The 15,484-nt window shown below is 43.9% G+C and carries 12 protein-coding genes; 7 read left to right on the top strand and 5 right to left on the bottom strand.

Translation table 11 applies throughout. The features are described from left to right. Positions 1 to 206: 206 nt before the first annotated feature. Positions 207 to 659: a terminus macrodomain insulation protein YfbV gene (yfbV, locus tag JC606_RS16485; protein WP_137408087.1), complete on the top strand. Its 453-nt coding sequence runs from the start codon at positions 207 to 209 to the stop codon at positions 657 to 659. Positions 660 to 929: 270 nt separating this feature from the next. Beyond that, positions 930 to 1,898: an ABC transporter substrate-binding protein gene (locus JC606_RS16490; protein ID WP_137408088.1), complete on the top strand. Its 969-nt coding sequence runs from the start codon at positions 930 to 932 to the stop codon at positions 1,896 to 1,898. Between the two features lie 98 nt (positions 1,899 to 1,996). Here JC606_RS16490 and dusC read toward each other — a convergent pair whose 3' ends face one another. Beyond that, positions 1,997 to 2,953 carry a tRNA dihydrouridine(16) synthase DusC gene (gene dusC / locus JC606_RS16495; protein WP_137408089.1) on the bottom strand — a complete coding sequence of 319 codons (957 nt, stop codon included), beginning with the start codon at positions 2,951 to 2,953 and terminating at the stop codon, positions 1,997 to 1,999. Positions 2,954 to 3,133: 180 nt separating this feature from the next. Between dusC and JC606_RS16500 the strand changes: the two genes are divergently transcribed. After that, positions 3,134 to 3,754 carry an SEC-C metal-binding domain-containing protein gene (locus JC606_RS16500; protein WP_137408090.1) on the top strand — a complete coding sequence of 207 codons (621 nt, stop codon included), beginning with the start codon at positions 3,134 to 3,136 and terminating at the stop codon, positions 3,752 to 3,754. Positions 3,755 to 4,123: 369 nt separating this feature from the next. On the opposite strand, the gene dsbB is transcribed toward JC606_RS16500, so the two are convergent. Together dsbB and nhaB are read right to left on the bottom strand one after the other, a co-directional pair. After that, positions 4,124 to 4,633: a disulfide bond formation protein DsbB gene (gene dsbB / locus JC606_RS16505; protein ID WP_137408100.1), complete on the bottom strand. Its 510-nt coding sequence runs from the start codon at positions 4,631 to 4,633 to the stop codon at positions 4,124 to 4,126. A 146-nt stretch (positions 4,634 to 4,779) separates the two neighbouring features. After that, positions 4,780 to 6,372 carry a Na(+)/H(+) antiporter NhaB gene (gene nhaB / locus JC606_RS16510; protein WP_137408091.1) on the bottom strand — a complete coding sequence of 531 codons (1,593 nt, stop codon included), beginning with the start codon at positions 6,370 to 6,372 and terminating at the stop codon, positions 4,780 to 4,782. A gap of 640 nt (positions 6,373 to 7,012) precedes the next feature. Between nhaB and fadR the strand changes: the two genes are divergently transcribed. Then, entirely contained in the window at positions 7,013 to 7,852 is an 840-nt protein-coding gene (gene fadR / locus JC606_RS16515) for a fatty acid metabolism transcriptional regulator FadR (RefSeq protein ID WP_102426029.1), read from the top strand. A gap of 385 nt (positions 7,853 to 8,237) precedes the next feature. On the opposite strand, the gene JC606_RS16520 is transcribed toward fadR, so the two are convergent. After that, positions 8,238 to 8,717 carry a DUF1456 family protein gene (locus tag JC606_RS16520; protein ID WP_105025319.1) on the bottom strand — a complete coding sequence of 160 codons (480 nt, stop codon included), beginning with the start codon at positions 8,715 to 8,717 and terminating at the stop codon, positions 8,238 to 8,240. Between the two features lie 215 nt (positions 8,718 to 8,932). Continuing rightward, positions 8,933 to 10,993, bottom strand: coding sequence for a methionine--tRNA ligase (metG, locus tag JC606_RS16525; RefSeq protein ID WP_198778997.1), 2,061 nt, complete (start codon positions 10,991 to 10,993; stop codon positions 8,933 to 8,935). Between the two features lie 157 nt (positions 10,994 to 11,150). Here metG and apbC point away from each other — a divergent pair, with 157 nt between their 5' ends. The 3 genes from apbC (at position 11,151) to JC606_RS16540 (ending at position 15,379) form a co-directional block, all read left to right on the top strand. After that, positions 11,151 to 12,227 (top strand): iron-sulfur cluster carrier protein ApbC, encoded by a 1,077-nt coding sequence (gene apbC / locus JC606_RS16530; RefSeq protein WP_198778998.1) that lies wholly within the window; start codon positions 11,151 to 11,153, stop codon positions 12,225 to 12,227. A gap of 276 nt (positions 12,228 to 12,503) precedes the next feature. Next, positions 12,504 to 13,145 (top strand): uridine kinase, encoded by a 642-nt coding sequence (udk, locus tag JC606_RS16535; RefSeq protein WP_004737367.1) that lies wholly within the window; start codon positions 12,504 to 12,506, stop codon positions 13,143 to 13,145. A 107-nt stretch (positions 13,146 to 13,252) separates the two neighbouring features. Next, complete coding sequence (locus tag JC606_RS16540; RefSeq protein ID WP_198778999.1) at positions 13,253 to 15,379, top strand: AsmA family protein; 2,127 nt, start codon at positions 13,253 to 13,255, stop codon at positions 15,377 to 15,379. Positions 15,380 to 15,484 lie beyond the last annotated feature (105 nt).

Genomic DNA, 15,484 nt, shown 5'->3' on the forward strand with positions numbered 1-15,484 from the left:
TTTTAAGCAAAAGCGGCTTGTGCATTCCTTGCAGAAGTCTTCTCAAAGTTGCTTAAATTGTAAATAAGGGCAACAATGAGATTGAGGTCTGCAAATAATAGCGATATTGTGCAAATATAACAAAAAAATTTGAAAGAATATTATTTTTCGTCAAATTTTTGTGTTTTTAGTTGATGATTTCAACTTTTTTTTAATGGGGGACTCATATGAGCAATAGAGTTGGTTTAGCTGGCAGTTTAAAAGATGGCCAAAAGTACATGGATCTCTGGCCTGTTCGAAAAGAGTTAAACGCTATTTTCCCAGAGCAACGCATCATTAAAGCGACGCGCTTTGGTGTTAAGGTAATGCCTGCGATCGCTGCTATCAGTGTTCTTACGCAAATGGTTTTTAATAATTACCAAGCAATGCCACAAGCTGTGGTCATGGCTTTGTTCGCTATTAGCTTGCCACTTCAAGGCATGTGGTGGTTAGGTAACCGTTCAAACACTCAACTTCCGCCGGCTTTGGTCTCTTGGTATCGAGAGTTACACGAAAAGATCACTGACACTGGGTTCGCGTTAGAGCCGATGAAGCCGCGCCCTCGTTATAAAGAATTAGCCATTATCCTTAACCGCGCTTTTCGTCAGTTAGACAAGTCGTCAATGGAGCGCTGGTTCTAAAAACACCTCACATCTCCCTATAGGCCTGAGAGCATCGATATTCTACATACTTGCTTGCTCTCAGAGCTAACACTTGCATATCTTATTCACCCCATTTCTTATCGTATCCCAAAGCAAACCTAGCTTTCCTCGCATAATTCGAGCCTTGTTGTGTTTTTGTTAAATATCACTTCAAGTTATCAATTGTTACTGGTAATAATATCAATAGTGATTTGATGTTGTTCTCTTTGATCGAGCAATAACAATGGAAGCTTGATTCAGGGAGTGTGAATGGGTTTAGTAAAAAAAGTATTAACGGCAGTTTTGAGCTGTTCTCTGCTGCTATGGACTAGCAGTGTGATGGCAAACATTGCGAAAGTGTCGGTGTCACAAGTGGTCGATCACCCAGATTTAAACGCGACACGTTTAGGGCTTCTTGAAGGGCTAAGAGCAAAAGGTTATGAGCCTGGGAAAAATCTCGAGTTTTCTTACGAAATGGCGGAAGGCAATCCAGCGCAGGCAGCGAAAATAGCCAGAGAGCTCGTCAGCGAAAATCCTCATGTGTTGGTCGGTATCGCGACGCCAAGCTCACAGGCGCTGGTTTCGGCAACTCGGTCTATTCCTATCGTGTTCACGGCTGTCACAGATCCTATCGGTGCAAGGCTTGTCAAACAACTCGAAAAACCAGGGCGAAATGTAACCGGTCTTTCTGATCTATCCCCGATTGTTCAGCATGTCTCATTGATCAAAGAGTTGTTGCCAGAGGCTAACTCCATCGGTGTGGTTTATAACCCGGCTGAATCGAACGCTGTCGCCTTAATTGCGTTACTGAAGAAAGCAAGCCGAGACTTTGGCTATGAGCTTCATACTGAAAAAGCGTTGACCATCGAAGATGTGGAATCAAAAGCAGAATTATTGGCAAAGCGATCTGATGTCATCTATGCGCTGACCGACAATACGGTGGCTAGTGGTGTGGAAGGCCTTATTAAAGCGGCAAGCCAAGAGGGCATTCCGGTAGTGGCGGGTGCGATGTCTTATGTTAGCAAGGGAGCTATAGCAGGTTTGGGCCTTGATTATTACGACGTTGGTGTACAAACCGCCGATTATGTTGCCGCGATTTTGAACGGGCAAAAGCCTGGCAAGTTGAGTGTAAAGACTGCCCAGAGTTCGCAATTGGTGGTGAACTTAGAGGCTGCTCAAAAATTGGGTGTGACGATACCTGAATCTGTGGTGGAACGAGCGAAGCTACATCAGCAATGAGAAGCTTTACGTGGCTATAACGACCGGTAAAGATCGTATTGAATTCTAGCCACGTTGTTCAGTCGAAATGCTTAAATAGACAGTTCGAGAGGGGAGAGCTATGCAGGCTGATTGTACAGCTCTTGGTGGCGTTTGATCTGCTCGACAATAGGCGCGGCTTTTTTGTAGGTTCTGATTTCTCGGAACAGTTCTTCCGCTTCTGGGTACTCTTTACGCAGGTACACAAACCACTGTTTTACACGGTTTGGATAGTAAAGACCTTTATCGCCCTCAATTTCGAACTCTGAATAGCGCAACAGCAGAGCAATAACCTCTATCCATGGCATTGGCTGGTGGTTGTGCTTGACCACGTTACCAAGGTTTGGAACGTTGAATGCGCCTCGGCATACCATGAGTGAATCGACACCTGTCGTTTTAATGCAATCTTGACCGTCTTGATAATTCCATATTTCGCCATTCGCGATCAAAGGTAGCGATGTCTTCTGGCGGATCTGATTAATGTAATCCCACTTGATTTCACTTGCCTTGTAGCCACCGGTTTTGGTTCTTGCATGAACCGTCAGTTCGTCCGCTTTGGCTTGTTCAATCGCATCGACAATCTCAAAGCACTCATCTGGGTGTTCCCAGCCTAAACGAATTTTAGCGGAAACAGGGATGTGCTCAGGAACGGCTTCTCGGGTCGCTTTAACAACTTGGTAGATAAGCTCAGGTTCTTTCAGTAAAGATGCGCCACCGTTACTCTTATTTACCGCTTTTGCTGGGCAACCGAAGTTTAGATCGATACCTTTGGCACCAAGGTTCGCAGCTTGAATCGCATTTTCTGCCATCCATTTCGGGTGTTGACCGAGTAACTGTACATGGACAGGAACGCCCGCCATCGTTTGAGAGCCTTGATGAAGCTCAGGACACAAGCGATGGAATACATGCGGCGGCAATAGTTGATCAGTAACACGCACGAATTCGGTTACGCAGAGATCGTAATCATTGAGCTCAGTGAGAATTTCACGCATTAGGTGGTCTAGAACGCCCTCCATAGGGCCAAGTATTACTCGCATGCTGATCTACCGAAACATCTCTGTCCTGAAAATAAAGAGGCGTGATTGTACGGCTTGCCTACATGTTTGTCACTATGAGTGTGGCTTTGCCTATATGGAGAGCGGCTCTATGGGTTAAAGGCGACATATCGCACGTGATAGCGTTATAATATTGAAAATGCCCCAATATCCAGAGCTTTCATGACATATCAATTATTAAGCCTACCAGAATCAATTACAGACATTACCCCGCAGTTTTTTGAAGGGGCCATTCTTGCTTCTAACCTAGCCACTAAGCCGCTAGAGCCTGAAGCGTGGCTTGCGATCATTGCTCCAGAAGCAGGTGAAGCGCTTGTGGCAATCGTGACAGAACAGATCAATCGCCAACACAATCTTATTCAGCGTAGTGAATACTTACTTACAGATGTACTTTCTGAAGGCGATTTTACCGAGCTGTTCGCTGATTTCGCAGAAGGCTTCATGATGGTGTGGCCAACCGTTGAAGAGCAATGGCAAACTGTGAGTGTCGCTGATGGCACACTACGTATGCTACAAGCTTTACTGACGACATTGATGCTTGCGATTGATGAAGAGCAGACTCAGCAGCAAATGGTGACGGCTGGACTAGAGAACCCGCCAGCACTTGCTGATCTTGTTGGCCAAGTTGACTTAATGATTTCTGAGGTTGCATTGGCTGCTGATGAAGCGATGCTCGGTAATAAGTCGCAGAGCGTGAATCCATTTAAAGATATCGGTCGTAACGATGCTTGTCCGTGTGAAAGCGGTAAAAAGTTCAAGCAATGCTGTGGTAAGAACAGTTAATCGTTTACTGCGCTCTAAAGCGTAAGACAGACCCGATACTAAAAAGTCGACCCTAAGGTCGACTTTTTAGTTTTTGTAAAGCGTGAGTGACTAGGGCGTGTTGATCTTTCGAGCTGATTTTTGCAGCGAATTGCTGGGGATTTATACAAGGCAGAGGCTTTGATGTGTAGCTAGTCTACATGAGAAGCCGATAACGTAGTAGAAATGACCAGCAAACGCTGCCCGGAAGGTTTGGCTAAAAGCGTTTTACTCTTTGTTGAGGGAGATTTGCTTAGAATGACTAGGCTACTTCTCCCTCGCCGCGATTAAAACGCTTTTGACTAGGCGTCCCCATCCGAACAAAGTTTAACTACGAAAGGTCAACACGCCCTAATTGTTTTTAGATTTAACGAATTGAGAAATTACCACGAAACCGAACGCTACCAAGTTGCCCGCAAAGATTATGACAAGCCATTGCGGCATAGAAAGCGACAAGAACTGCCATACGACCTTACTGCAGTCGCCGTAGGCTTCAAACATCCACGGAGCCCATTGGTTTAGAGGTGCCCAGCTAGGGAAGGTTACGAATAAGTCACAGGTCGCAAATGGAGACGGATTGAACTGGTAATCAACGTGCTCCAAAGCCAACGTTAAACCTTTGTATGCGCCAAATCCCCAGCCAGCAAGGCCAAGCCAGCGCGATACAGGGTTATTAGGGGCAATGGCGCCTATGATTGCTGCGACACCAATAGAAAGCATTGCCACACGCTCATAGATACACATGACACAAGGGCCAAGCATCGTGACATGCTGGAAGAAAAGGGCACATGCCTCAAAAAATACAACAAAAGCCAGCAGTAAAAGCCAAGATAAACGTCCCTTAGAGAAGTCTTTGAGCATTACAAAAAAGTTCACGAATTAAATCCCGTCTAAAAATAAAAAAGCCCTGAATACTCAGAGCTTTTTATCTTGGATAAGTTTCCTAATCAACTAATATTTTTGATTAGTGAGTTACACATTTTGTGCTTTGCGACACAGTGTGTAGCTTAGTGACCACCAGATATCACTGGAGTAACCGCTTCACCTGTACGCTGAATGATCCAGCCTGCGTCATAGAACCACGCTGTCATCGGTTCCACGAAGTATATCATGCCTGCAAGACCAACCAGTGCCAGTACGATAGTGTATGGCAGCGCCATGATTACCATACGGCCATAAGACAGTCGAATTAACGGAGCAAGTGCAGATGTTAATAGGAATAGGAACGCAGCTTGGCCGTTTGGTGTTGCAACTGAAGGTAGGTTAGTACCTGTGTTGATAGCAACAGCTAGTAGGTCGAACTGGTCACGAGTGATAATGCCTTCAATCAATGCAGTTTTCACTTCGTTGATGTAAACCGTACCTACGAATACGTTATCTGAAACCATCGATAGAATACCGTTGGCTACATAGAAGAGGGCAAGTTGTGTGCCTTTATCTTCAACGTGAAGTACCGCATCTATTACTGGCTTAAATAGTGCTTGGTCGATAATTACTGCAACGACAGCGAAGAACACAGCAAGAAGCGCAGTAAATGGTAGCGCTTCCTCAAAAGCTTTACCCATAGAGTGCTCTTCGATTACACCTGTAAACGCAGTCGCTAAAATGATAACTGAAAGACCAATTAAACCAACTTCAGCAACGTGAAGTGCCAAGCCAACGATAAGCCAAACTGCGATTGCACTTTGAACCCAAAGCTTTGCAACATCTTGTTTAGTTCGGTTTTCACGTTCTTTGTTGTCAAACTCAACTAGGATTTGGCGAACGTTGTTTGGAAGCTTTGCGCCATAACCGAATACTTTGAATTTCTCGACAAGCGCACAAGTTAGAATACCGCAGAAGAAAACAGGCAATGTTACAGGAAGCATACGGATAATAAACTCACCGAATTCCCAGCCTGCTTGTTTAGCGATAACTAAGTTTTGTGGTTCACCAACCATGGTCATTACACCACCTAGCGCAGTACCTACACCTGCGTGCATCAGTAGCGAACGTAAGAAAGCACGGTAGTCTTCTAAGTCTTCACGAGTTAGTTCAGAGATTTCTTCATCGTGAGTATGGTCGTGTGCAGAGTTAGAGCCTTTGCCCGATGCCACTTTGTGGTAAATCGAGTAGAAGCCCACAGCCACGCTGATCACAACGGCGATTACAGTTAGTGCATCTAGGAAAGCTGATAGGAATGCTGCTGCAACACAGAAGGCGACAGAAAGCATGATCTTAGAACGAATGCCGAGCAGTATCTTCGTGAAAATGAACAGAAGAAGTTCTTTCATGAAGTAAATGCCGGCAACCATGAATACTAATAAGAGTAATACTGGAAGGTTTGCTTGCAGCTCATGATAAACCATTTCAGGTTTGGTCATGCCAATCGCAACGGCTTGAATTGCCAATAAGCCACCCGGTTGAAGAGGGTAGCATTTGAGAGCCATAGCTAGGGTGAAAATAAACTCAACCACCAATAGCCAGCCCGCAACAAATGGGTCAACTAGGAAGAAAACAAACGGGTTGATGATTAAAAAGGAAATGATGGCAAGTTTATACCAATCAGGAGCTTTACCAAGGAAATTCTTGATAAAAGCGTTTCCGAGAGACATCGGCATGTTAATACTCTTTTATGTTGATTATGAATAGACAAGCAATACAACATTTTGAGAATCGAGCTATAGAAAGTGTTAAAAACTATAACTAACAGTGACTTAGAAAAACTACATTCCATGTAACGTTCTGTGGTCTTGCCAAGTCACTCCCTTAGAAACTCAAGCACTGCTTATTTTTGAGCGCAACTCTACTCTTAGATAACATTTAGTCAACAGGAAAAGCCCTGTAGCACCTAAAATACCTCTTTTTTGTGTGAGAAACGCGATCAAAGTAGCGGAAGCATACCACTTAAAATGTGATAAAAACCGACTAGAATCAATATTTCAGCGAAATGATTGAAATTTACAGAATAAAGACGGTTTATATATGATTATTACAACTTAATGTTGCAATTTGGTGGCTTTGAAAATATGACCAATATCGTTGATTTTAAAGAAGATTTATTGTGTTAATTATTTGTTGAAATGCTGGTTTATATAGACTTGCTTTGCAAACCTTGGACGGAAACATGAGCTTAACTTTAGAGCTTTAGCTCTATTGGTGTTTTGGGGGAGTAAAATTTTTGAGGGTGTTTCCGCTCGCCTTTACTAGTGGTATGATGAGTAAATTAGAAGAAAATAATTTAATTGGATTGAAGTGTAGATGGTCATTAAGGCGAAGAGCCCGGCAGGATTTGCAGAAAAGTATATCATTGAAAGTATTTGGAATGGCCGTTTCCCTCCAGGTTCTATCTTGCCAGCAGAGCGTGAGCTTTCTGAGCTAATTGGTGTTACACGTACTACGCTTCGTGAAGTACTACAACGTCTTGCTCGTGATGGTTGGTTAACAATCCAACATGGCAAACCAACTAAAGTTAACCAGTTTATGGAGACATCAGGCCTTCATATCCTTGATACGCTAATGACGCTGGATGTTGATAACGCAAGCAAGATGGTAGAAGACCTGCTTGCTGCTCGTACTAATATCAGCCCGATTTTCATGCGTTATGCATTCAAAGCAAATAAAGAGGCTTCAGAGCGTACAATCAGTAATGTGATTGAATCGTGTGAAGCGCTACTTGCGGCACCTACATGGGATGACTTCCTAGATTCGTCTCCGTATGCAGACAAGATCAAGCAAGCAGTTAAAGAAGACACAGAGAAAGACGAAGCAAAACGTCAGACGATCTTAATTGCGAAGACGTTTAACTTTTACGACTACATGTTGTTCCAACGCTTAGCGTTCCATTCAGGTAACCAAATTTACGGTCTGATCTTTAATGGCGTACGTAAGCTTTACGATCGTATCGGTAGCTACTACTTCTCTAATCCTGAAGCGCGTCGCCTAGCGATGGAGTTCTATAAAGAGCTGTTTGTTATCTGTGAAAGCGGCCAACGTGAAAACTTGCCTTTGGTTATTCGTAATTACGGTATCGCAAGTGCACAGATCTGGAACGAAATGAAAACGACGTTACCAACGAACTTTACGGAAGACGACAGCTAATATTTTGGTTGACTTAGTCAGTCTCTAAAGTAGGAACAAAGAAAAGCGGCGAGATAATTTAATTATCTCGCCGCTTTTTATTTATCAAGAGTGTGGCTAATTTGCTAGTAGATTAGGGCGTGTTGATCTTTCGTGGTTAAATTTTGTTCGAGATAAAAGCGTTTTAATCGCGGCGAGGGGGAAGTAGCCTAGTCATTCTAAGCAAATCCCCCTCAACAAAGAGTAAAACGCTTTTAGCCGAACCCTTCGGGCAGCGTTTGCTTGTCATTTCTACTGCGTTATCGGCTTCTCATGTAGGCTAGCTACACGTCAAAGCCTCTGCCTTGTATAAATACCCAGCAACTCGCTGCAAAAACCAGCTCGAAAGGTCAACACGCCCTAGTAGTTAACCTGCGAACTCTTCTGAGTCTGGGCGGTTAGTAAACTGAACACCATTTAGGAAATCACAAAGCAATTGGTCTTCACATACTTTGTAGTTTTTGTTTTCAGGCTTGCGGAAGTAGGCACCAATTTCGTATTTGCTTAGGCTGATACCCACCACTTCTAATACATCGAGCACGTCTTCTGCTTTCATGTTCAACGCAATACGTAGCTTCATGAAAATCATGTTGTTGGTAAGTGCAACTTCAGGCTTTGGCTGAGCCCCTTCTTTTTTACCGCGCTTAAGGTTGATGAAACCATTTAGGAATACCGCTAACTCTTTGTCTTTCATCTTAGAGCATGACTTATCGTTATCCGCTTTTAGCCAGTTAATCACTTGGTCGTGGGCAACAGTGACATCCGCTTGCTCAATAGCTTTGATGATTTGTGCGTTCTTAAGGTTTAGTGCGTGTTGAATACGACGCAAGATTTCGTTGTTAGTCACAGAGGTGTCCTAAAAAGGTTTAGAGAGTAAAGTGGCTTCAAACGGCGTATTGCTGCAGATAACCTTGTCATACTTTACTTAGCATAGTTGACGGCGACTCTAACAGAGAACGCCGATTTTCGATAGATATAAAAAATCCCCGATGCTATTAACTCTTTCAAGTTAAGTTACATCAGGGATTTGGCAATGAATGCTTTATCTGACAGACGCCAGAATTACATTACACGCATACCCGGTTGAGCACCTTCGTGTGGCTCAAGGATCCATAGGTCGCTGCCGCCAGGGCCCGCTGCTAGGATCATGCCTTCAGACATACCAAACTTCATCTTACGAGGTTTTAGGTTTGCAACCATAACAGTTAGTTTGCCTTCTAGCTCTTCAGGTTTGTATGCTGACTTGATGCCAGAGAATACTTGTCGAGTCTCACCACCGATGTCCAGTTGGAACTTCAGTAGTTTGTTCGCTTTTGGCACTTCTTCACATGAGATGATACGAGCAATACGCATATCAACCGCTGCGAAAGCGTCAAATTCAATCTCTTCAGCGATTGGCTCTTTGTCTAGCTCAGTTTGGCTTGCTTTTTCTTTCTCAGCTTCCGCTTTCTCTTTAGCTGCCATTTCTGCTGCTGCGTCTTCTTTAGAAGACTCAATCATCGCTTCCACTTTCTTAGGATCAATGCGGCTAAATAGCGCTTTGAACTTAGTGATTTCGTGATCAGTTAGTGGAGTAGCAACACCTTCCCACGTTAGCTCTTCGTTTAGGAAAGCTTCAGTGCGAGCCGCAAGTTCAGGCATCACTGGTTTCAGGTAAGCCATTAGGACGCGGAATAGGTTGATACCAACAGAAGAAACTTCTTGAAGCTCTTTCTCTTTACCTTCTTCTTTTGCAAGAACCCAAGGTGCTTTTTCGTCGATGTACTGGTTCGCTTTATCTGCTAGTGCAGTGATCTCACGGATAGCACGGCTGAATTCACGCGTTTCGTATAGCTCACCGATACGCTCTGCAGCAGCAACGAATTCGTTGTATAGCTCTGGTTCTGCAAATTCAGCGGCTAGCTTGCCTTCGAAGCGCTTAGTGATGAAGCCAGCGTTACGAGAAGCTAAGTTAACAATCTTGTTTACTACGTCAGCGTTTACGCGTTGAGTGAAGTCTGCAAGGTTAAGGTCAAGGTCATCGATACGGCTGTTTAGTTTCGCAGCGTAGTAGTAACGTAGACATTCAGGGTCTAGGTGATTTAGGTACGTACTTGCTTTAATGAAAGTACCTTTAGACTTAGACATCTTCGCGCCGTTTACAGTCACGTAGCCGTGTACGAATACGTTGTTTGGCTTACGGAAACCAGAACCTTCTAGCATTGCAGGCCAGAATAGGCTGTGGAAGTAAACGATGTCTTTACCGATGAAGTGGTAAAGCTCAGCGGTGCTATCTTTCTTCCAGTACTCGTTAAAGTCTAGATCGTCGCGCTTGTCACATAGGTTCTTGAATGAGCCCATGTAGCCGATTGGTGCATCTAGCCATACGTAGAAGAACTTGTCTTTTTCGCCTGGGATCTCGAAGCCAAAGTATGGTGCATCACGAGAGATGTCCCACTGTTGTAGACCAGACTCGAACCACTCTTGCATTTTGTTTGCTGTTTCAGCTTGCAGTGAGCCAGAACGTGTCCACTCTTTTAGCATGCTTTCAAACTGAGGTAGATCGAAGAAGAAGTGCTCAGAGTCTTTCATTACTGGAGTTGCGCCAGAAACTGCTGACTTAGGATCGATTAGCTCAGTTGGGCTGTATGTCTCACCACAGTTATCACAGTTATCACCGTACTGGTCTTCTGACTTACACTTAGGGCAAGTACCTTTTACGAAACGGTCTGGTAAGAACATCTCTTTCTCAGGGTCGAAAAGCTGAGAAATAGTACGGCTAGAAATGAAACCGTTCTTTTTAAGTTCTAGGTAGATGTGAGAAGCCAGTTCACGGTTCTCGTCGCTGTGTGTGCTGTGGTAGTTATCAAAGCTGATATCAAAGCCAGCGAAGTCTTTTTGGTGCTCTTCACTAACAGCAGCGATCATCTCTTCTGGCGTGATACCCATCTGTTGAGCTTTAAGCATAATTGGCGTGCCGTGAGCATCGTCAGCACAGATGAAGTTTACAGTGTTGCCACGCATACGCTGGTATCGAACCCAGATATCAGCTTGGATATGCTCAAGCATATGGCCAAGGTGAATAGAGCCGTTAGCGTACGGAAGCGCACAAGTTACCAAAAGTTGTCTTGGATCAGTTGCCATACTTAATAATTCGCTTTTTTGATAGGTATAAATTTGATTGGTAATACTACTTTATAACGTGTGATACGCCAAGGTATCAGACAAAGGATTCCCCTAGTTTTTTAGGGGTTCAGTCTTCATCTCGTGGGTGATAGCATAAATAAAAAAAGGAGCCCCAATGCGTAACTTTACTTCGAAGCAAGATTTCTGTTCATGGTTGAATGAGTTTGAGTCACCAATCCTCATCCCGGAGTGGGCGCTACACCAAAACATTGTCTCTGTTGATCCTCGTGGATCGTTTGTTCTTACTTTGCCTTTCGCTGCGAATCAGCTTGCTGTTGACCTGGAAAATTGGATTAACGCTCAGATTGAACAAAAGCTTGTGAGTGCTTTTCAATTTGAAGTGAAGGTCAAGCCATCGGCACTTGAAACGACGGTATCAACGCCACTTAAAGGTGTGAAGAATATTATTGCTGTCACTTCTGCCAAGGGCGGGGTGGGCAAATCAACGACTTCAGTTAACCTTGCGCTGGCTTTATCTAAGTCAGGCTCAAAAGTCGGTTTATTGGATGCGGACATCTACGGCCCATCGGTCCCCATGATGCTAGGACAACTAGATGCGAAGCCAGAAGTGCAAAACAATAAGTGGATGATGCCAATCGAAGCGCACGGTATTTTCACGCATTCAATTGGCTACCTTGTATCGAAAGATGACGCTGCTATTTGGCGTGGTCCGATGGCGGCAAAAGCGCTAGGTCAGCTTGTGAATGAAACCATATGGCCAGAGCTGGATTACCTTGTGATTGATATGCCACCGGGCACGGGTGATATCCAGTTAACTCTATCTCAACAAATTCCGGTAACCGGTGCGGTGGTTGTGACTACTCCTCAAGATCTGGCTTTAGCAGACGCACGTAAAGGTGTCGCGATGTTCGATAAAGTGAGTGTGCCTGTAGCAGGCTTAGTTGAAAACATGAGCTACCATATATGTAGTCACTGTGGTGAGAAAGAGCATATCTTTGGCGCTGGTGGCGCAGAGGCTATGTCTGAAGAGTTTTACCTCGATATCTTAGCGCAAATCCCACTGCATATTGATGTTCGCGAAGACATCGATGCCGGTTGCCCGACGGTAGTGCGTCGCCCTGATAGCGAACATACACGTCACTACCTTGAGCTTGCTGAAAATGTCGCGGCTAAAATGTTTTGGACGGGTAAAGCGCGCCCAGAAGCGATCAACTTTTCTATGGTTGAATAGTAAGCGCGAACCTCAACGCGGTATAGATAATCAGTGGTTTAGATAAACAGCCCGTGGTTTTTGCACAACTATCGTTTGTTGGTTTGGTAGTTGGCAAGCCTGTGCAAATAGTTGTAGGCAAGTTATTTGAAAGCAAACGATTGTCTTAAGTAAATGTATTGAGATCATCAATTTGACTGCAATTTGCTAAAATGGCGACTAGAATCTCGGTGCTTTAGCCCCTATAATCAGGCGGTTTATCTATTCCCACCACCAAACCATATCGGGTGCAAAATAATGTCTGATAATAATCAATGTGTCATCGTAGGTATCGCTGGCGCTTCAGCTTCAGGAAAAAGTCTGATTGCTAGTACGATTTATAATGAGCTGCGCGAAAAAGTAGGCGACCATCAAATTGGTGTTATCACGGAAGATTGCTATTACAGCGACCAAAGCCACTTGAGTATGGAAGAGCGTGTTAAAACTAACTACGATCATCCAAATGCACTGGACCATGATCTGTTATGTGAGCATTTACAGCAGCTGATGAGCGGCAATGCTGTAGAAGTACCAGAGTACAGCTACACAGAACATACACGTACTTCTGAAACGACTACACTTACTCCTAAGAAAGTGATCATTTTAGAAGGTATTCTGCTATTAACAGACCCACGTCTTCGTAACCTAATGCACGCAAGTGTGTTCATGGATACACCACTAGACATCTGTCTACTACGCCGTGTTAAGCGCGACGTTGAAGAGCGTGGTCGCACAATGGATACAGTACTAAAGCAATACCAAGAAACAGTACGTCCAATGTTCATGCAGTTTATCGAGCCTTCAAAACAACATGCAGACATCATCGTTCCTCGTGGTGGTAAAAACCGTATCGCGATTGATGTACTGAAAGCGCACATTGCGAAGTTGTTGAAGTCTTAATCGAATAAAAGTTTTGTCTAAGTGACTCACTTAGCTTTATTTTTTACCGAATCAGTGGCACTTTTATAGTGCCACTTTCTTTTGGAATCTAAGTAAGGAATATGCGGATGAAGAAACTACTCATTTTCATAGCTGTGCCAGTGTTTATTGTTGTTGCAGCAATTTTGGCACTACTACTGTTAGTGAATCCCAACCAATTTAAGCCATTAATTGTCGAACAAGCCCAGAAGCACACCGGCCTTGAGCTAGTTATCGAGGGTGATATCAGCTGGCAATTCTTCCCATCTATTGGCTTCGAACTTGGTCAAACTGAATTACGCAACCCAGAAGGGTTTACCCAACCTAATCTATTTAAGGTTGATACCGTTGGCGTTGACGTTTCGGTTACTCCGCTATTTAGTAACCAACTAGAGATCGGTAACATCACTCTAGATGGCGCTGAATTCTACTTAGAGACGCTTAAAGATGGCCGTAAAAATATTGATGCGCTGACGCAAGCATCGGCATCTGATGCGTCGGCTCCAGCTGCTGAGACAACGTCTGAGCCTGCGCAGGCTCCACAAGAGCAAAGCGCATCTGAGGCATCTGGCTGGACGATTAATCTAGCAGGCGTAACCATTTCAAACGCACTATTTGAAATGGACGACAAGCAAGCCGGTTCTTTCACTAAGCTCTACGATGTGTCTTTGAACCTATCTGAGTTCGCAGTAGACACGTGGACTACGGCAAATTTTGATGCGTCTGGTGAGAACAACCAGCAAAAATTCTCAGCCAACGGTAGCGCTGAGTTCAAACTGGCTGAAGGCTTTGCAAGCTATGCGCTACGTAATATCGACCTAAACGCTAATTTTAATGACCCAACGACGTCAATTGACTCCGTAAAGCTTGGTTTAGATACGTTTGAGTTCGATAAGGTTAACCAACTGACTTACGCTGTGGTTGGTAAAGCTGCTGGTCTAGATTTAGACCTGAAAGGTGTCGGTGAGCTGACGGTTGATAAAGCAATTTCAAAAGTGACACTGAACAAGTTAACGTTAGACTCTATGTTCAAGGGTGACACGCTTCCTCAGTCACCAATGAAAGTCGACATGTTGTCTGATCTTAGCTTTGATCTAACGAAGAGCCATTTGAGCTTTGTGCTAGAGAAGCTACAAGCTAACTCTATTGCATTAGACGGTAAGGCCGACGTTACTCTATCAGAAATACCAAAAGTTCGTTTCTCGCTGCATAGTCCGAACATTGATTTAGACGAGTTCCTAGGTTTAGGTAATTCAACAGAAACCGCGAGCACGGCGCCTTCTGGTTCTGCTGGTGGCTCAACGTCAAAGTCAGGCAGCTCAGGGCCAGTGAAAGAAGTTGAACCTGACCTATCAGCATTGAAAACGCTTGATGTGAAAGGTGATATAACGATCGATAAGTTCAAAGCGAACAATGCGAAAATGCAGAATGTTAAAACGGCATTCTCTGTTAACCGTGGTGTTGCTGAATTGACTTCATTCACATCAAACCTTTACCAAGGTTCTATCTCTGCGACAGCGAAACTAGACGCTCGTAAAACACCAGCGACTTACACTGCTAAGAAGAGAATTAAAGGTGTGAAAGTTCAGCCATTATTGGTTGATGTTGCCGGTAACGATATGCTTGAAGGTACGGGTAATATCGATGTTAATGTGAAAGGTAAGAGCCTTACACCAACAGGAATCAAAAAGAACTTAGTTGGTACTATCGCGATTAACTTTGAAGATGGTGCGGTTAACGGCATCAACGTTGCACAACTGATTCGTGAGAATTACGCGAAGATCAAAGGCGAAAAAGTTGAAAGCACAAATGAAGCTAAAAAGACTGATTTTAGTGCGATGAAAGCGACGCTTAAGGTTGATAAAGGTTGGGTTTCAACGAATGACTTGTCGGCACAATCACCATTACTACGCGTTACAGGCCAAGGCAAAGCTAACTTCATTAATGAAACGGTAGATTTCTTAGTAAGAACATCGATTGTTGGCTCATTGGAAGGTCAGGGCGGTAAGAGTATTGATGACCTGAAAGATGTGACGATTCCGATTAAGGTGACTGGCCAATGGGCTGACCCGAAATTTGCACTTGTTTTTGATGATGTATTGAAACAAAAAGCACAGAAAGAGATTGACCGTGGTGTTAACAAGCTAACGGACAAGATTAAAGATGAGAAGACCAAAGAAGCCGTAGATGGTTTATTGAAAGGTTTCTTTAATTAACGATTACTCGCTAAATATAAACAAGCGCCATTCCTATTGTAGGAATGGCGCTTTTTATTGGTTCATCGCGGATTAGCGGGAACTAAAAACAAAAACGGTAGTAAG

It is taken from the genome of Vibrio sp. IB15 (assembly GCF_016406055.1).
GTDB lineage: Bacteria > Pseudomonadota > Gammaproteobacteria > Enterobacterales > Vibrionaceae > Vibrio > Vibrio chagasii.